Origin of the sequence: Kribbella qitaiheensis (assembly GCF_014217565.1) — a bacterium.
Lineage (GTDB): Bacteria > Actinomycetota > Actinomycetes > Propionibacteriales > Kribbellaceae > Kribbella > Kribbella qitaiheensis_A.
Map to the genome: position 1 here is coordinate 6,955,486 of NZ_CP043661.1, position 16,777 is coordinate 6,972,262.

Here is a 16,777-nt window from a genome sequence, read left to right on the forward strand (position 1 = left end):
AGCCGAGGTGTTTCCGGGCCGCAATGTGGCACGAATTCTACCGGGCCGACTTTGTAGGAATCCTATAAAACGGACGCACCGGGCTCGGGGTTGAGCAGGCGACCAAGGGTCAGTGCGACACGCAACGTGAAACTGTCGCGGGGATTGCTGGGCGAGTAGCCAGTGATCTCGCCCACACGTTTGAGTCTGTACCGGACGGTATTGGGGTGGATGAACATCGCCCGGGCCGTTCCTTCGATCGAGCCGCCCGAATCGAGGTACGTCGAAACGGTGTCCAGCAGTACTCCGTCGCCCATTGTGAGCGGGCCGTAGACGTCGGTGGCCAGTTGACGCCGGGCATGGCCGTCGCCGGACAGTGAGCGTTCGGGCAGCAGTTCGTCGGCATGGACAGGTCGTGGCGCACCGGGCCAGGCCGGTGCCGCCCGGAGTCCGGCAACGGCCGCGCGGGCCGAGGTGACGGCTGCCATCAGGTCGGGAACCAGTGGTCCGACCACGATCGGACCGGGCCCGAAGAACTCGGCCAGCGTTTGTACAGTCTCGACAGGTTTGCTCGTACCACCGAGTACTATCACCAGCCGGTCGCCCTGCATCGCGCACAGAGCGTCAGCGCCGGCTTCGCGAGCAGCATGCCGTACTGCGTCCGCCACGTTGGTGCTGCCCGGCTCGTTCGAGGGGGCCCGTCCGACGACCACGGCGACCTCGCCGGAGCCTGCGGTACCGGCGCCCGCAGTACCGGAACCGGTCCAGCCGAGGGCGGATGCGCGGGAGCGAACTGACTCGTCGGCTTCGCCGCGGATCACCGAGTCGACGACCAGGGCTTCCAGCCGCGCGTCCCAGGCGCCGCGCAGCTCGGCAGCCTGTGCATACACGGTCGCGGCGGCGAATGCGACCTCACGGGCGTACCGGTTCATCGCCTCGTGGACGAAGGGGATGTCGTCGGCGGGCAGCAGGTCGCCGATGGTGTTCTCGATCATCTCGATCGTGGTCCGGACCAGGTCGACGGTCTGGTGCAGCGAGATCACCCGGGTGAACTCGCGCGGCGCGGAGCCGAACATCCGGGTCGGCATCGAGGAGTGCGCGTCGGGGTCGCGGAACCAGTCGACGAACGCGGTGATCCCGGACTGGGCGACCAGCCCGATCCAGGACCGGTCCTGGGCCGAGAGCTTCCCGAACCACGGCAGCTTCTCGTCCATCGCCGCGGTCGCAGCCGTCGCGAGGGCGCCGGTCGCGTTCTGCAACCGTTCCGCCCGCGCTCTGTGCCCTTTCGCCGCCACCCTCCGACACTAGCCCCAGCCCGCCATACAACTTCTGCATCGGCCCCTCCGCCCCGACTTTGTGCACCAGTTGAGTGAATTCCGTGCTGGGAACGCTCAACTGGTGCACAAAGGCGAGGTAGGGGTGGACGGGCGGCGCAATCCACCGCGCTTTGTGCACCAGTTGAGTGGATTCCGTGCTCCGGGCGCTCAACTGGTGCACAAAGGCGAGGTAGGGGTGGACGGGCGGCGCAATCCACCGCGCTTTGTGCACCAGTTGAGTGGATTCCGTGCTCCGGGCGCTCAACTGGTGCACAAAGTCGGAGTGGATCAGGCGGATGGGCCGGTGTGGGCGCGATGATGGGGTGATGAGCGACAAGGCGGGTGTGGCTGAGGCGGTCGAGGCGCTGCGGGCGATCGGGTACTACCTGGAGCGGGACCGGCAGCCGACGCACCGGGTGAAGGCCTATCGGCGGGCCGCGGACACGATCGAGGGGCTGCCGGCCGCCGAAGTACGGGCTCGGCGGCGCGCCGGGACGCTGACCGAGCTGGCGGGGATCGGGCCGAAGACCGAGGCCGTGATCCTGGAGGCGATGGACGGCGCCACCCCGTCGTACCTGGTGAAGCTGGAACAGGCCGCGGGTTCGCTGACGGAAGCCGGTACTGCGATGCGCGCTGCGCTGCAGGCCGATCTGCATCTGCACTCCGAGTGGTCCGACGGCGGCAGCCCGATCGAGGAGATGGCGCGGACGGCGGCGCGGCTCGGGCACAAGTACATGGCGTTGACCGATCACTCGCCGCGGCTGACGATCGCCAACGGGCTGTCGCGGGAGCGGCGGCTGCAGCAGATCGAGGTGGTCGCCGAGCTGAACAAGAAGCTGGCGGGTGAGCTTGACGGGTTCACCATTTTGAACGGGATCGAGGTCGACATCCTCGACGACGGGTCGCTCGACTGCGACACCGAGATCCTGGCCCGGCTCGACATCGTGGTCGCCAGCGTGCACTCGAAGCTGCGGATGGCGGCCGAGCCGATGACCGAGCGGATGGTGCGCGCGATCGCGAACCCGCACGTCGACGTACTCGGTCACTGCACCGGCCGCCTCGTCACCGGCGGCCGCGGCACCCGGCCGGAGTCGCAGTTCGACGCCGAGGTGGTCTTCGAGGCTTGCCGGCAGTTCGGCACGGCGGTGGAGATCAACTCCCGCCCAGAGCGCCTGGACCCGCCGAAACGCCTGCTGTCGTTGGCAGTCGAGACCGGTTGCGTCTTCTCCATCGACACCGATGCGCACGCGCCCGGCCAGCTGGACTGGCAGGTCTACGGCTGCGAACGCGCCGAAGAGTGCGGTGTCACCCCAGACCGCGTCATCAACACCTGGAACTCCGACAAACTCCAGGAATGGGCAAGCGCTTAAAGCCCACCCACTTCGCGCTTTCCTTCGTCGGTGCTCGCCACGGCGGTACGCGACGACCCGGTGTACCTGGCGTACCGGCGAGCGGCTGGACCCGGCGGACCTCCCGATGGATTCGCTGATGGATTGATAATAGTTAACGAACGGTGTAACTATTGAGGCATGGTGAACGATCAGGTTGATCGGTTTTTTGAGGTGTTGGCGGATCCGACCCGGCGGCAGGTTGTGCGGTTGTTGGGGGAGGGGCCGCAGCGGGCCGGTCAACTGGCTGTTGCGGCTGGGGTGTCCTCGCCGGCTATGAGTCGGCATCTGCGGATTTTGCTGGTGGCGGGGCTGGTGGCTGATGAGCGGGTAGTGGAGGACGCCCGGGTGCGGGTGTTCAGGTTGCGGCCTGAGCCTGTGGTCGCCGTGCAGGCCTGGCTTGATCAGGTGCAGGCGCATTGGCAGGAGCAGTTGGGGGCGTTCAAGAGGCATGTCGAGCAGACTGGGGAGTCATCGTGACGAAGCAATCCGCATCCGCGTCCGTCGAGGTCGCGACCTATCCGGAGACCGCGTTCCGGATTTTTACCGACGATATCGATCTGTGGTGGGTTCGCGGGCCGATCAACTTTTTTGATTCTGCGCGGGCGGTGGGGATGAAGATCGAGCCGGGGGTGGGTGGGCGGATCCTGGAGGTCTATCAGCCCGGTACCGACACGGCCGTCGAGGACGTTCTGGTGTTGGGCAAGGTCACCGTGTGGGAGCCCGGCTCGCGGTTCGCGTATCGCAGCGAGGTGGACGACACCACGACGCAGATCGACTTCGAGAAGCTGGATGGCGGCACCAAGGTGACCGTCGAACAGACCTTGATCCAGGGTGGCGAGAGCGCCTTCTACTTCTGGCCGAACGTCATTCCGTGGTTCGTGTCCTGGACTGCGCGACGCGACACCGCGCCGGGTACGCCGCGCGAGCTCGATCGGTTGAGTATCGCCTTGTACTACGAGGATCCGGCCGCGGCCGCGCGCTGGTTGCACACTGTCTTCGGGCTGGAGTCCTGGGACCGGATCCCGGCCGAAGGTGAGCAGCCGGACTGGCTCGAGCTGCACGTCGGCCGGCGGGCGATCCTGCTCTTCAAGCTCGAGGGGCAGGCGTCCGGCGAGGGGCAGGCGTCCGGCGTACGGCGGCTCGATCACGGGATCTGGGTGTACGTCGACGATCTCGACGCGCACTTCGCCCGGAGTTCGGCGTACGGGGCCAAGATCGTCTCGGAGATCCACCAGCACGGCTACCGCCGGTACGAGGCCGACGACCTCGAAGGACATCGCTGGACCTTCGCCCAGGCGCGCCCCACGATGACCTGAACCCAGGCGACAACCGGAGGGCGCATCACATTCGGCCGCGCTGTCTCGTCGGATCGCTGGAACGAGGACCATCCAGCGAAGGGGATACCAACCATGACCGACTTTCAGGCCATCGCCGACCGGTTCGAGATCGAGGCGCTGCGCGGTGAGTTCACCGATGCGCGGATGATGGACGACTACGACCGGCTGGTGTCGCTGTTCACGCCGGACGGTGGGCTGCGGATTCCTGATGCCGGGGTGAGGTTCGACAGCCGGGAGGAGATCCGCGCCGGGACCGCGCGGCTGCGGGATCTGTGGGAGTTCTTCCTGCAGACCACGCACCCGGGCGTGATCCAGGTCGACGGCGACACCGCTGTCGGCCGCGCCTACCTCCAGGAGTCCGGACGTCTCGGCGACGGGAGGTCCCACTCGAACTACGGCGTCTACCACGACACCTACCGCCGTACCCCCGACGGCTGGCGATTCACCCTGCGCGTGTACGAGATCAAGTACTACGACCACAGTCCGTTGACGGGCTCGACGTCCTACTCGGGTATCGCGGTTCCCGCTGGGAGCGACGGATGACGATCACGACCAAGCTCGGCGAGTTGACCGGCGACTACGTCCTCGACACCGCGAACACCCGGATCGGCTTCGTGATCCGGCAGGTGCTGGTGATGAAGGTGCGCGGCCGGTACGACGAGTTCGAGGGCAGCGCGCACCTGGACGGCGACGACCCGTCGAAGTCCAGCGTGCGGCTCACGATCCAGGCGAAGAGCATCCAGACCCGCAACAAGCGGCGCGACGAGCACCTCGGCAGCGCGTATCTGGACGCGGCCAACCACCCGACCATCACCTTCACCTCGACCAGGGTCGAGCAGGTCGACCAGACCAACTTCAAGGTCACCGGTGACCTGACCGTCCGGGGCGCGACCAAGCCGGTGACCGTCGCCTTCGAGTTGACCGCTGCCGGAGACGACCCGTCGGGCGGGTTCCGGGTCGGCTTCGAAGGAAAGTCGACCATCAATCGCAACGACTGGGGTGTCAGCTGGAACGCCGTCGCGGAGGGCGGCGGAGCACTGGTCGGCGAGCAGGTCACCCTCGACTTCAGCATCGTCGCGATCCGCCGGTCCTGATCGATCCGGCGGGGGCGAAGTACATACTCGAGGTATGAGTGACCTGGAGAAGGATCCGGCCGAGGTCGTCTGCCCGGTGGGTGGGGTGGACGGGCCGGTGGAGGAGTTGCTGGAGGCCCGGCAGGTGGTGCTGGGCCGGACGACGAAGGTCCGCCGGTTGTTGCCGAACAAGAACCGGCGGATGGTCGGCGCCTGGTGCTTCGTGGACCACTACGGGCCGGACGACCTGACCGCCCGGGTCGACCCGTACGACGTACCGGGTGATCGCGGGATGCTCGTGCCGCCGCATCCGCACACCAGTCTGCAGACCGTGAGCTGGTTGTTCGAGGGCGAGATCGAGCACCGCGACAGCGTCGGCTCGCACGCGATGGTCCGGCCGGGCGAGCTCAACATCATGACCGCGGGCAACGGGATCGCGCACTCGGAGGTTTCGTTGCCGACGGCACCGTCAACCTTGCACGGCGCGCAGCTCTGGGTCGCACTGCCCGACTCCGTACGGACGACCGTCGCCCCCGCGTTCAATGCGTACGCCGAACTGCCGACGCTGGTACTCGACGGCGCCGAGGCGACGGTGATGCTCGGGACGGTCGGCGGAGTCACCTCGCCCGCGCCGGCGTACACGCCTCTCGTCGGCGCCGACCTCCGCATCGAGCCCGGCCGGACCGTCACCCTGCCGCTGACGTCCGCCTTCGAGTACGCCGTACTGGTGGTGGACGGGGCGCTCCAAATCGGCGACCTGTCGCCCGGATTCGGTGAGATGGCCTACCTCGGGACGGGACGCCCGGAGGTTGAACTCGTGGCCGGCGCGGACGGCACCCGTTGCCTGCTGCTCGGCGGCGAGCCGTTCGAGGAGGAGCTGGTGATGTGGTGGAACTTCATCGGCCGCACCCACGAGGATATTGTTGCCGCTCGCAACGACTGGTTGGCGTCGATCGAGGCCGCCGGCAACGAACGCTTCCCGACGGTCCCCGGGTATGACGGCCCACCGTTGCCCGCACCTGTACTCCCCGGCACGAGACTGAAGCCGCGCCCGCGCTCGCGCTGACCCTGCCGATCACCGCACGCTAAGAGGCGACGGCTCCAAATGGTCGGTGTTGTGGACCCGCCGACGGCGGTAGTAGGCCCAGGTGAGGACGAGGAGTGCTGGTCCCCAGAGGTTGAGCGGGGCGTAGCAGGTGATCATCAATGCCGCCGCGGCGTCGCTGGAGAAGGGGATGAACTGCCCGGTGAAGGCGCCGCGGAACCCGTAGGTCCAGATCGCGATCAAGGCGAAGCTGCCCAGCGTTGCCGGGATGATCGCGGCGTACGGCGCGACGCGTCGGCCGCCGATCAAGGGGATCCAGCGCGGGACCACCTCGCCCCACCGCTTGACCATCCCGAAGGCGGTTAGCGCTACGGCTTCGGAGAACAGCGTCAGGCAGACGACGTAGAGGTTCTCTCCGAAGCCATGCAGATGCATAGGCCGGCCGGCGTCGTCCAGCGTGCCCATCGACGATCCGGTGACCAACCCGAGGCGCCACAGCCCGGACGGCAGGGTGAGGAACGGAATGACGTGGGCCAGCCGGTAGGCCCAGCGCGGTACGGGATGCTCTGTCATGACTCCGAGCATTCCGCGCCGGACCGGGCGCGACCTCACTCCGCAGGGTGAACGGAGTCCCTCGAAAGTGTGGTCAGTCCTCGCTGGTGTCGGCGTGGTGGCGGATCCAGGGGGCCAGGAAGTAGAGGGCGATGGCGAAGGCGATCGTCACGACGGCGAGCCAGCCGAAGTACGCCGTGTCCGAAGCGCCTTCGGTGGCCTGGACGAGTTGGGCGGTGATCGCCTGGCCGGCCGACGGGGCGAGGAACCACAGCGCCATCATCTGGCTGGCGAAAGCCTTCGGCGCGAGCATCGTGGTCGCGGCCAGGCCGACGGGGGACAGGAACAGTTCGCCGAGGGTCTGGATGACGTAGACGAGGACCAGCCAGAACGGCGAGGCCAGGTTCGTCCCGGCGACCGACGAGGCGAGCGCCATCACCGCGAAGGAGATGCCGGCCAGCAGCAGTCCGGTGGCGAACTTCTGGCCGATGCTCGGGCCGCGATCGCCGAGCCTGATCCAGATCACCGCGAACACCGGCGCCAGCACGATGATGCTGAACGGGTTGACCGACTGGAAGAACTCCGGCGAGATCGAGATGCCGACCAGGTTCAGGTCGGTCCGGTCCGCGGCGAACGTGGTCAGCGTCGTGGCCGCCTGCTCGAACAGCATGAAGAACAGCATCGCGGCGATGAAGAGCGGGATGTACGCCCGGACCCGGCGGCGTTCGACCGGGGTCACCAGCGGGCTGCGGAGCAGCATGGTGAAGTAGGCGATCGGCGCCAGGAAGCACAGGTACGAGATCGCGTCCACGACCGGCTTCGGGCCGAGCCCGCCGGACTTCCAGGCGGACAAGGCGAAGACGACGATCAGCAGCGCGGCGACCGCGCCGGCGATCTTCAGCATCGTCGGCCGGTCCTCGGCGGTGAGCGGGTTCGGCGGCGTCTCACCGCGGCCGCGCAGGGTGCGCCGGCCGAGCACGTAGGCGACCAGGGCGAGTGTCATCCCGACCGCGGCCGCCGCGAACGCGACGTGGAAGCCGAATTCGCGGCGCAGGAAGCCGACCACGAACGGCGCCGAGAACGAGCCGATGTTGATGCCCATGTAGAAGATCGAGAACGCGGAGTCGCGCCGGCTGTCGCTCTTCTCGTACAGGTTGCCGACCATCGTCGACACGTTCGGCTTCAGCAGTCCGGTGCCGAGGGCAACCAGTGCGATCCCGGCGTACGCCATCCCCTCGACCGGGAGGGCCAGGCAGATGTGGCCGGTGACGATCACGCCACCGCCGTACAGGACGGTACGCCGGGCGCCGATCACCCGGTCGGCGAGCCAGCCGCCGAGCACCGAGAGCAGGTAGACCGACGCGCCGTAGATAGAGACCACGGCCTGCCCGAGCGACTCGCCGAGGCCCAGCCCGTGCGCCTTGTCGGTCAGGTAGAGCAGCAGGATCGCGCGCATCCCGTAGTAGCTGAACCGCTCCCACAATTCGGTGGTGAACAGCGTCATCAACCCACGCGGATGCCCGAAGAAGGTCTTCTCCTCGACCGCTGCCTGTTGCGTTCCGGACACGCTCGACTACTCTCCGTTCATCGACGACAACCTTCACGACCGTAGTTGGTTGAAATCGCCAAGCACCAGTCGGGGGGTGTCGTCCTAGAGGAGGTCGTGTTCGCGGGCGTACGCGGCCGCCGCCGTGCGGGACGGTACGCCGAGCTTGGTGAAGATGTTGGACAGATGCCGGGCCACGGTCTTCTCGCTGAGCACGAGTTGCTGCGCGATCACGTTGTTGCTGTTGCCGGCCGCAACCAACCGCAGTACCTCGAGCTCGCGCTGGGTGAGCCCGCCGAGCGCGGTCCGGCCCAGCAGTTTCTCGGCCTCCTGGCGGCAGGCCACCGCGCCCAGTTCGCTGAAGGTCCGCAGCGCGGAGGTGAGCTCGGCGGTGGCCGAGTCCTCGTCGCCGAGCTCCCGGAACGCTCTCCCGACGAGGATCATGGCCCGCGCCACCTCGTACGGCGCCTGCAGGCCGCTCCACAACTGTTTCGCCTGCCTGGCGTGGGGCAGTGCGCGACGGGCGTCACCGGATGCGAGCGCCGCGAGCCCGCCGCAGTACGCGGCCATCGCCCGTAGGCCGCCGCACCCGAAGGCTTCCGCGATCTTCGTCAGCTCGGTTGCCGCCGTTTCGGCTTCGTCGAGGCTGTCGGTGGCGACGAGGATCTCGACCGCCGCGGGGAGCAGGCGGGACCGCTGCACGGGGCCGCCGGTCTCGGCGAGCAGCCGCCGGACGGTGGCGCCGGCCGCCGGGAGACGACCGCGGGCGAGCCACAGCAGGGCCAGACCGGGCTGGGGTTCGTAGCCGTAGCCCGAGGCCTGGCCGTAGCGGTTCTCGGCCTGCGAATAGGCGCCGCGGACCCGCAGTACGTCGCCGGACTCACTCATCGCGAACCCGGCTGCGGCCTGGGCACCCGAGGCGGCGTAGCGGCGGCAAGCGCCTTCGTACTCCTCCAGTGCCTCCCCGAACGCGCCACGGAGGCGGAGGATCTGGCCGCGGTGAACAGCGCATTGCCCGGTGAAAGGCACCAGCGCCGGCTGGCTGTCGCACCAGCGGGTCAACGCGGTCGTCCAGGCGGAAGCGCGGCCGAAGTCCAGCACCTCCTGGCAGGCCTCGATCATCGCGCAGTAGACGTTGCCCGCGAAGATGGGCGACAGCTCGCCGGCGGCGACTCCGACCATCGCCTCGTCCAGCAGCGCGAGTCCCTCCGGTACCTGACCGGCGTACATCAGCGTCCTGCCCTCGCAGACCAGGCCCTGGGCGATCAGGTCGGGTTCCCCGAACCGGCGGCCGATGCCGGTGATCTCGGTCGCGACTCGCACCGCGCCCGCGAACTCCTGCCGGTCGAGGCAGCGAAAGAAGTCGTGGATCAGCAGGTAGCCGCGTTCCACCACATCCGCGGGCTGGTCCGCCAGCAGCCGCTGGGCCCGGGCCGCCCAGCCGGCGGCCACCGCCGCCTCGCCGCGGACGTTGAGGACCAGGCCGAGCCAGAAGGCGAAGCGGACCGCTCCGAGGGTGTCGCCACCCTCGACGGAGACCTGATAGCCGCGCTGGAGCGCCCTGACACTGACGTCGTCATCGCCGGCCAGGTACGCCGCGGTCGCCAGCTTCAGCAGGTCTTCCGGGCCTAGGTCGGCCACTACCGACAGCTGGTCGTAGACGGTTGCCCAGTCGCGCCGTTCGAAGGCCTTGCGCGCCCGCTCCAGGTCGTCGACGATGCCCATCGCGTATCCCCTCCTATCGAGGATACGCGCGGGTGAGCATCACGCGGCGGCGGCAGTTCGGACCGCGCCGGAGCGGGTGGCGATCTGCTTGGCGACGTACTCCGCGTCGCGGCCGGCTCCCGCCACCACCATCGAGCTGAAGGCGAACTGGAAGCACAGGCCGCAGAAGTACAGGCCTGGTGCGGCGGCGGCGACCCCACGCATCTCCTCCGGCCAGCCGTCCGGGCCGATCACCGGGACCTTGATCCAGTCGAACACCTGGCGGAAACCGGTGGACCAGACGACGTTGGCGACATCGAGCACGCGGCCGTCGTCGAGCATCGGCCGACCGTCCTTGACGCCGGCCACCCGGTCGTGGACCCGCTCGACCCCCCGCGCGATCAGGTCCTCCCGCTTCACCCGGAGCATCGGACCGCCGTGGTAGCGGATCTCCCGCATCTCCTTGCGCCCCATCGGCGTCCGCCGGGTGAGCAGGTGCTTGCCGACGAAGATGAAGACCGGGAAGAACAGCCGGGCGCCCTTCTTCTCCAGCCGGACCGGGATCTGACCCGGGTCCCGGCCACAGAGCACCGTCGGGTGGGTGATGGCGACCTCGTACGCGATGTCGGTGCCCGAGTGCGAGCCGCCGACCACGAGGACCGGTCCGTCCTTGAGCTGTCCGGGCCGGCGGTACTCGCTGGAGTGGAGCTGCCGGATCGCGGGGTCGAGATCCACGGCGTACTCCGGCAGGTACGGCGTACGACCGAAGGTGCCGGTCGCGACAACGACGTTCTTCGCCAGGATCTGGTGGTCGCCGATGATGACGGCGTACCCGCCGTTCGCCGCTTCGAGCCGGTCCACCCGGGTGCTGGTCCGCACCGGCAGGTCGAACTTTGCGGCGTAGGACTCCAGATAATCAGCGACCTCGTCCTTGGTGGGATACGACCAGCGCTCACCTGGGAACGGCAGCCCCGGCAGCCCGTCGTACTTCTTCGGCGTATAAAGCCGCAGCGTGTCCCACTGCGCCCGCCAGTTGTCTCCCAGCCGGGCATTGCCCTCCAGAATGACGAACTCCCTGCCAAGCTCGCGCAGGTGGTATCCGGTCGCCAACCCGGCTTGACCGGCCCCGATAATGACAGTCTCAACGCTCTCGGTAATCATGCCTCTGACGTTAGGAAGAGAGTGCCTTTCCTCGCGTCGGACAGAATGCCCAACTTCAGCCGGGCTCGACATGGGTGATTTGTCGTAGGCACGCAGAAAAGCCGCTCACCCCCGGTGCGGGGGATGAGCGGCTCCTCAGTGGTACGTCAGGCGCCGGCGCCTTCCTGCTTTACGCCGGCGACCGCGGTGGGGTCGTCGATGCGGTACTTGCGGGCAGCCTCGGCGGCTACCTCGCGCTTGACGTCACCGCGCTTGGCCAGGATCTGCAGTGTGGCGACGACGATCGACTCGGCGTCCACGTGGAAGTGGCGGCGGGCGGCGGCCCGGGTGTCGGCCAGGCCCCAGCCGTCGGTTCCGAGCGACGTGTAGTCGTTCGGCACCCAGCGGGAGATCTGGTCCTGCACCGCGCGCATGAAGTCGCTGACCGCGACGACCGGGCCCTTGGTGTCCTTCAGTTGCTGGGTGATGAACGGCACCCGCTCGTCCTCGTCCGGGTGCAGCAGGTTGTGCTCCTCCGCGGCGATCGCCTCGCGGCGCAGCTCGTTCCAGGACGTGACCGACCAGATGTCGGCCGCCACCGAGTACTCCTCGGCGAGGATCTGCTGGGCCTTGCGGACCCACGGCAGCGCCACGCCGGACCCGAGCAACTGCACCCGCGGTACGTCGTCGCCCTTGGCTGTCTCGTACTCGTTGAAGCGGTACATGCCTTTCAGCAGGGCCGCCACGTCGAGGTTCTCCGGCTCGGCCGGCTGCGCGACCGGCTCGTTGTAGACCGTCAGGTAGAAGAACACGTCCTCACCGAACGGCTTCGACTCGTCCAGCCCGTAGCCGTACATCCGGCGCAGACCGTCCTTGACGATGTGCGCGACCTCGTAGGCGAAGCCGGGGTCGTAGTGCACCGCGGCCGGGTTCGACGAGGCGAGCAGCGGCGAGTGTCCGTCGGCGTGCTGCAGACCCTCACCGGTCAGGGTGGTCCGGCCGGCGGTGGCGCCGATCAGGAAGCCCCGGCCGAGCTGGTCGCCGAGCGCCCAGAGCTGGTCGCCGGTGCGCTGGAACCCGAACATCGAATAGAAGATGTAGAACGGGATCATCGGCTCGCCGTGCGTCGCGTACGCCGTACCGGGCCCGCGATCATCGAGCCCATCGCGCCGGCCTCGCTGATGCCCTCGTGCAGCAGTTGGCCCTTCTCGGACTCCTTGTACGACAGCAGCAGGTTGCGGTCGACCGCCTCGTAGGTCTGCCCGTGCGGCGAGTAGATCTTCGCCGTCGGGAACATCGAGTCCATCCCGAAGGTGCGGTACTCGTCGGGGGCGATCGGCACGATCCGGTGCCCGATCTCCGGGTCCTTCATCAGGTCGCGGAAGAGCCGGACGAGCGCCATCGTGGTCGCCACCGGCGTCTTTTCGTTGCCCTTGCTGAGCGGCTTGTAGACGGCGTCACCAGGCAGTTTCAGCGTCTTCGGCCGGACTCGGCGCTGCGGCAGGAACCCGCCGAGCTGCTGACGCCGCTCCATCATGTACTGGTGCTCCGGCGAGTCGGTGCCGGGGTGGTAGTACGGCGGGTTGTAGGCGTCCTCGAGGTCCTTGTCCTCGATCGGCAGGTAGAGCCGGTCGCGGAAGGTCTTCAGGTCGTCCGAGGTGAGCTTCTTCATCTGGTGGGTCGCGTTGCGGCCCTCCAGCGCCTCGATGGTCCAGCCCTTGACCGTCTGGGCCAGGATGACGGTCGGCTGCCCGACGTGCTCCTTGGCGCTCTTGAAGGCCGCGTAGACCTTGCGGTAGTCGTGACCGCCGCGGGGCAGCTTGCGCAGGTCCTCGTCGGACAGGTTGCGAACCATCGCCTGCAGCCGCTGGTCACCGCCGAAGAAGTTGTTCCGGATGTACTCGCCGGACTCGACGGAGTAGGTCTGGAACTGGCCGTCCGGGGTGGTGTTCATCTTGTTGACCAGCGCGCCGTCGTGGTCCTGGGCCAGCAGCGAGTCCCACTCGCGGCCCCAGACCACCTTGATGACGTTCCAGCCGGCGCCGCGGAAGAACGCCTCGAGCTCCTGGATCACCTTGCCGTTGCCGCGGACCGGGCCGTCCAGCTGCTGCAGGTTGCAGTTGACCACGAAGGTCAGGTTGTCGAGCTCCTCGCGGGCGGCCAGGCCGATCGCGCCGAGCGACTCCGGCTCGCCCATCTCGCCGTCACCGAGGAAGGTCCAGACGTGCTGGTCGCTGGTGTCCTTGATGCCGCGGTTGTGCAGGTACCGGTTGAAGCGCGCCTGGTAGATCGAGTCCAGCGCGGCCAGACCCATCGAGACCGTCGGGTACTCCCAGAAGTCCGGCATCAGCCGGGGGTGCGGGTACGACGACAGGCCCTGGTGCGGACCGCGGGAGACCTCCTGGCGGAACCCGTCCAGCTGGTCGGCGGTGAGCCGGCCCTCGAGGAAGGCCCGGGCGTACATGCCGGGGGAGGCATGGCCCTGGATGAAGATCTGGTCGCCGCCGCCCGGGTGGTCCTTGCCGCGGAAGAAGTGGTTGAAGCCGACCTCGTACAGGCTGGCCGCCGACTGGTAGGTGGCGATGTGACCGCCGACCTCGAGCCCCTTGCGGTTGGCCTTGCTGACCATCACCGCGGCGTTCCACCGGATGAAGGCCCGGATCCGCCGCTCGATGTGCTCGTCACCGGGGAACCAGGGCTCGCGCTCGGGCGGGATCGAGTTGATGTAGTCGGTGCTCGGCAGCGCGGGTACCCCGACCTGTCGCTCCCGGGCCCGTTCGATCAGCTTGAGCATCAGGTAGCGCGCGCGCACCTTGCCGCGCTCGTCCAGCACCGCGTCGAGCGATTCGACCCACTCACGAGTTTCGTCGGGGTCGATGTCAGGGAGCTGGGTAGGCATCCCCTCGGTGATGATGGCTGGTGGTTCGTGTCCGGAAGCCACGGTGTCCTGCCGTTCTCTCTAGGTCGGTCCTCCCGGCAATCCTGTCACCTGTTCGGAATGCGTTCTACTTTGCATCCACAACGATGCACTTTCCGGCCGCCCGCGACGGTTCGGAGCGGACACGCACGGTCCGCGCCACGCGGATACCGGACACGTCACGGGACCCTCGTGCATACTTGCGCGACGCGGTAGGCCACGATGGACTACTGCTACTAACGCCTACCCCCGGGCCTGCGGGGACGACGGAGGAGGACACGTGAGCGCGACCGCGGACCACGCGGACGGCAAGAGCGGCGAGCCGAACATGGCCGCCCGGCTCGGCCTGGAGACCGGTTGGGTCGTCCAGGAGCTCGGCTACGACGACGACTGCGACGACGCCTTCAGGGACGCCGTCCAGGAACTGACCGGCGAGCAGTTCGTCGGCGAGGAGACGGACGAGGTCGTCGACGCCGTGCTGCTCTGGTTCCGGGAGGACGACGGCGACTTGGTGGACGCATTCTTCGACGTGCTGACCGACCTGAAGGCGGGCGGTGTGGTGTGGCTGATGACCCCCAAGGTCGGCCGCGAGGGCTACGTCGACGCCGCCGATATCGCCGAGGCTGCACCGACCGCAGGACTGTCCACGACCAGCAGCCTGAGTCCGACCGAGGACTGGTCGGCCACGAAGCTGATGATGCCGAAGTCGCCACGGGTCAAGAAGTGATCCGCCGGTGACCGCTGCCGTCCCCTCGGTCGGCAGTCAGGCACCGGACTTCGTCGCCCGCACACAGCACGGCGAGTCCCTCCGGCTCTCGGATTTCCGGGGCCGGCGGGACGTCGTCCTGCTGTTCTACCCGTATGCCTTCAGCGGGGTGTGCACGAGCGAGCTGACGGCTCTCCGCGATCGGCCCGACCTGGCGGCCGCCGCGGAGATCCTGGCTGTCTCCTGCGACCCGATGTTCAGCCTGCGGGCGTACGCCGACTCGGCCGGGATCGAATTCAGCCTGCTGAGCGATTTCTGGCCGCATGGGGCGATCGCCTCGCAGTACGGGGTGTTCGACGCGGAGCGGGGCTGTGCGGCCCGCGGCTCGTTCGTGATCGACCAGGCCGGGGTGATCCGCTGGTCGGTCGTCACGGGCTTCACCGAGGCCCGTGATCCGGGCGACTACGCGAGGGCCTTGGCGGAACTTCGGCCGAGTCTCGGATAGACTCCTCGCTCGGTTCGGCACGCAGTACCTTCAGGGCGCTTAGCTCAGCGGTAGAGCGCTTCCCTTACAAGGAAGATGTCGGGGGTTCGATCCCCTCAGCGCCCACACGTCCTGACCATCTCCGCACCTTCTCCGGTGCGTCGAGACCGTACTGCGGAACGTTGGGCCGCGGACGTATCGCGAGCCGCCGACGCTCGTTGACCTGGGTAGCGGCCGGCTGGTTGATTCTTAACCTTCGGCTGCTGGAACTGACTCTGCCAGGCCGGTCTTCGGCTGGTAGGGTTCACGGCTGTCGGTCGGACGATGACGCACCGGGTAGGCACGGTCTCGTACTCGCCTCGGTCGACGGTTTTACGGGGCCTGTTCTGTCGGTGAGAGCTAGCGAGACGGGTATGCCCTGAGCCCGGCTCCGTCCAGTTGGGGAGGCGCGTGTCCGTGGGTCGCCGACTGGCTGGCGCCTCCGCCATGGAGCCTTTGAGGCCTTCGGTGTCGGCATGGTGAGGAACGGGGCGGATCGGCCGGCGATCAGTACCGGGCCGGCGCTGATGATCCCTGCCGGGTATCCGCGGGATCTGCCGAGCGCGCTGCTGCGCGCGGCCCGCGACTTCGACACCTCCGGCGTGGTCGAGATCGGCCCGGACGGCCGCGAGACCCGGCTCGACTTCCCGACCCTGCTCGAGCTCGCAGCCCGGATCCTGGCCGGGCTGCGCGCGCACGGCGTACGGGCTGGTGACCCGGCGGTCGTCCACTGCACTGAGCCGGTCGGGTTCTTCGCCGCGTTCTGGGCCTGCACGCTCGGTGGCATCCGGCCGTTGCTGATGGCGCCCGCGGCTGAGGGCGACCGGACCGAGGAGGGTCGCGAGCGGCTCCGCAAAGTGACCGACCTGCTCGGCTGGACCGTGCTGATCGGCCGGCCTTCGGACCTGCCCGACGACCTCGGCCTGCCTGTTCTCGATCCGGACGCGTTGGCGGGGCATGAGCCGACCTCGGAGTTCCATCGGCCGGCTGCCGACGATGTCGCAGTACTGATGCTGTCGTCGGGCAGCAGCACCGGGACGCCGAAGATCATCCAGTTGACGCATCGCGGGCTGGTCGAGTTCGCGGCCGGTACGCCGGCGATGCTGCCGGTCCGGCCGGGCCAGACCACGCTCAACTGGCTGCCGCTCGACCACAGCGGCGCGTTCCTGCTCTACCACCTGCTGCCGGTGTTCGCGGGCTGCACGAACATCCACGTCGCCACCGACTGGGTGCTCGCGAACCCGCTCCGCTGGCTCGACCTGATGGACGCCCACCGGGTCAACCACTCGTGGTCGCCGAACTTCGGGTACCGGCTGGTCACCGCCGCGATCGCCGGTGAGCCCGATCGGCACTGGGACCTGTCCGCGCTGCGGAGCCTGGTGAGTGGCGGCGAGCAGATCACTGTGCCGGTGGTGAGCGAGTTCCTCCGCCTGACCAACCGCTTCGGCGTCGTACCGGAGACCTTCGTCGCGGCGTGGGGGATGACCGAGACCGTCACCGGCATCACCTTCGCGCGGGCCTGGGCTGACGCCGAACGTGCACCGGGTC

Annotated in this window: 13 protein-coding genes, 1 tRNA gene and 2 pseudogenes; 10 read left to right on the forward strand and 6 right to left on the reverse strand. The window is 68.2% G+C overall.

Annotation, left to right across the window (positions count from 1 at the left end; genetic code table 11):
- Window positions 1–62: 62 nt before the first annotated feature.
- Window positions 63–1,274 carry a PucR family transcriptional regulator gene (locus F1D05_RS33110; protein WP_246486167.1) on the reverse strand — a complete coding sequence of 404 codons (1,212 nt, stop codon included), beginning with the start codon at window positions 1,272–1,274 and terminating at the stop codon, window positions 63–65.
- A 347-nt stretch (window positions 1,275–1,621) separates the two neighbouring features.
- Between F1D05_RS33110 and F1D05_RS33115 the strand changes: the two genes are divergently transcribed.
- From F1D05_RS33115 to F1D05_RS33140, 6 genes are all read left to right on the forward strand, one after another.
- The gene (locus tag F1D05_RS33115) at window positions 1,622–2,665 is read left to right on the forward strand and encodes a PHP domain-containing protein (RefSeq protein ID WP_185444261.1); all 1,044 of its coding nucleotides are present in this window, start codon (window positions 1,622–1,624) and stop codon (window positions 2,663–2,665) included.
- A 159-nt stretch (window positions 2,666–2,824) separates the two neighbouring features.
- Entirely contained in the window at window positions 2,825–3,163 is a 339-nt protein-coding gene (locus tag F1D05_RS33120; protein WP_185444262.1) for an ArsR/SmtB family transcription factor, read from the forward strand.
- Window positions 3,160–4,002 carry a VOC family protein gene (locus F1D05_RS33125; protein ID WP_185444263.1) on the forward strand — a complete coding sequence of 281 codons (843 nt, stop codon included), beginning with the start codon at window positions 3,160–3,162 and terminating at the stop codon, window positions 4,000–4,002. Before F1D05_RS33120 ends, F1D05_RS33125 begins: the two co-directional genes overlap by 4 nt.
- 93 nt (window positions 4,003–4,095) lie before the next feature.
- Complete coding sequence (locus tag F1D05_RS33130) at window positions 4,096–4,566, forward strand: nuclear transport factor 2 family protein (protein ID WP_185444264.1); 471 nt, start codon at window positions 4,096–4,098, stop codon at window positions 4,564–4,566.
- The gene (locus tag F1D05_RS33135) at window positions 4,563–5,117 is read left to right on the forward strand and encodes a YceI family protein (protein ID WP_185444265.1); all 555 of its coding nucleotides are present in this window, start codon (window positions 4,563–4,565) and stop codon (window positions 5,115–5,117) included. The genes F1D05_RS33130 and F1D05_RS33135 overlap by 4 nt, the downstream gene beginning before the upstream one ends.
- Before the next feature lie 34 nt (window positions 5,118–5,151).
- Window positions 5,152–6,162 carry a pirin family protein gene (locus F1D05_RS33140; RefSeq protein ID WP_185444266.1) on the forward strand — a complete coding sequence of 337 codons (1,011 nt, stop codon included), beginning with the start codon at window positions 5,152–5,154 and terminating at the stop codon, window positions 6,160–6,162.
- A 9-nt stretch (window positions 6,163–6,171) separates the two neighbouring features.
- Here the strand turns inward: F1D05_RS33140 and F1D05_RS33145 are convergent, their stop codons facing one another.
- The 5 genes and pseudogenes from F1D05_RS33145 to aceE all read right to left on the reverse strand — a co-directional run bounded on the left by F1D05_RS33145 (window position 6,172) and on the right by aceE (window position 13,982).
- Window positions 6,172–6,714, reverse strand: coding sequence for a hypothetical protein (locus tag F1D05_RS33145; protein WP_246486168.1), 543 nt, complete (start codon window positions 6,712–6,714; stop codon window positions 6,172–6,174).
- Between the two features lie 73 nt (window positions 6,715–6,787).
- On the reverse strand, window positions 6,788–8,260 hold the full coding sequence (locus tag F1D05_RS33150; protein WP_246486169.1) for a peptide MFS transporter: 1,473 nt from the start codon (window positions 8,258–8,260) through the stop codon (window positions 6,788–6,790).
- A gap of 84 nt (window positions 8,261–8,344) precedes the next feature.
- Complete coding sequence (locus F1D05_RS33155) at window positions 8,345–9,964, reverse strand: helix-turn-helix transcriptional regulator (protein WP_185444267.1); 1,620 nt, start codon at window positions 9,962–9,964, stop codon at window positions 8,345–8,347.
- Between the two features lie 39 nt (window positions 9,965–10,003).
- The gene (locus F1D05_RS33160; protein ID WP_185444268.1) at window positions 10,004–11,104 is read right to left on the reverse strand and encodes a flavin-containing monooxygenase; all 1,101 of its coding nucleotides are present in this window, start codon (window positions 11,102–11,104) and stop codon (window positions 10,004–10,006) included.
- A gap of 146 nt (window positions 11,105–11,250) precedes the next feature.
- Window positions 11,251–13,982, reverse strand: a pseudogene (gene aceE / locus F1D05_RS33165) (pyruvate dehydrogenase (acetyl-transferring), homodimeric type).
- Between the two features lie 298 nt (window positions 13,983–14,280).
- Here aceE and F1D05_RS33170 point away from each other — a divergent pair.
- The 4 genes and pseudogenes from F1D05_RS33170 to F1D05_RS43285 form a co-directional block, all read left to right on the forward strand.
- Window positions 14,281–14,727, forward strand: coding sequence for a DUF3052 domain-containing protein (locus tag F1D05_RS33170; RefSeq protein WP_185444269.1), 447 nt, complete (start codon window positions 14,281–14,283; stop codon window positions 14,725–14,727).
- Between the two features lie 7 nt (window positions 14,728–14,734).
- Window positions 14,735–15,211, forward strand: coding sequence for a peroxiredoxin (locus F1D05_RS33175; protein WP_185444270.1), 477 nt, complete (start codon window positions 14,735–14,737; stop codon window positions 15,209–15,211).
- A gap of 33 nt (window positions 15,212–15,244) precedes the next feature.
- A tRNA-Val gene (locus F1D05_RS33180) sits at window positions 15,245–15,316 on the forward strand.
- A gap of 440 nt (window positions 15,317–15,756) precedes the next feature.
- Window positions 15,757–16,758 (forward strand): annotated as a pseudogene (locus F1D05_RS43285) (AMP-binding protein); the annotation flags it as partial.
- Window positions 16,759–16,777: the final 19 nt, after the last annotated feature.

Coding starts and splice junctions, on each gene's coding strand:
- F1D05_RS33135 (WP_185444265.1), top strand. CDS start 4,563: ATGACGATCACGACCAAGCTCGGCGAGTTGACCGGCGACTACGTCCTC.
- F1D05_RS33130 (WP_185444264.1), top strand. CDS start 4,096: ATGACCGACTTTCAGGCCATCGCCGACCGGTTCGAGATCGAGGCGCTG.
- F1D05_RS33140 (WP_185444266.1), top strand. CDS start 5,152: ATGAGTGACCTGGAGAAGGATCCGGCCGAGGTCGTCTGCCCGGTGGGT.
- F1D05_RS33160 (WP_185444268.1), bottom strand. CDS start 11,104: ATGATTACCGAGAGCGTTGAGACTGTCATTATCGGGGCCGGTCAAGCC.
- F1D05_RS33115 (WP_185444261.1), top strand. CDS start 1,622: ATGAGCGACAAGGCGGGTGTGGCTGAGGCGGTCGAGGCGCTGCGGGCG.
- F1D05_RS33145 (WP_246486168.1), bottom strand. CDS start 6,714: ATGACAGAGCATCCCGTACCGCGCTGGGCCTACCGGCTGGCCCACGTC.
- F1D05_RS33120 (WP_185444262.1), top strand. CDS start 2,825: ATGGTGAACGATCAGGTTGATCGGTTTTTTGAGGTGTTGGCGGATCCG.
- F1D05_RS33155 (WP_185444267.1), bottom strand. CDS start 9,964: ATGGGCATCGTCGACGACCTGGAGCGGGCGCGCAAGGCCTTCGAACGG.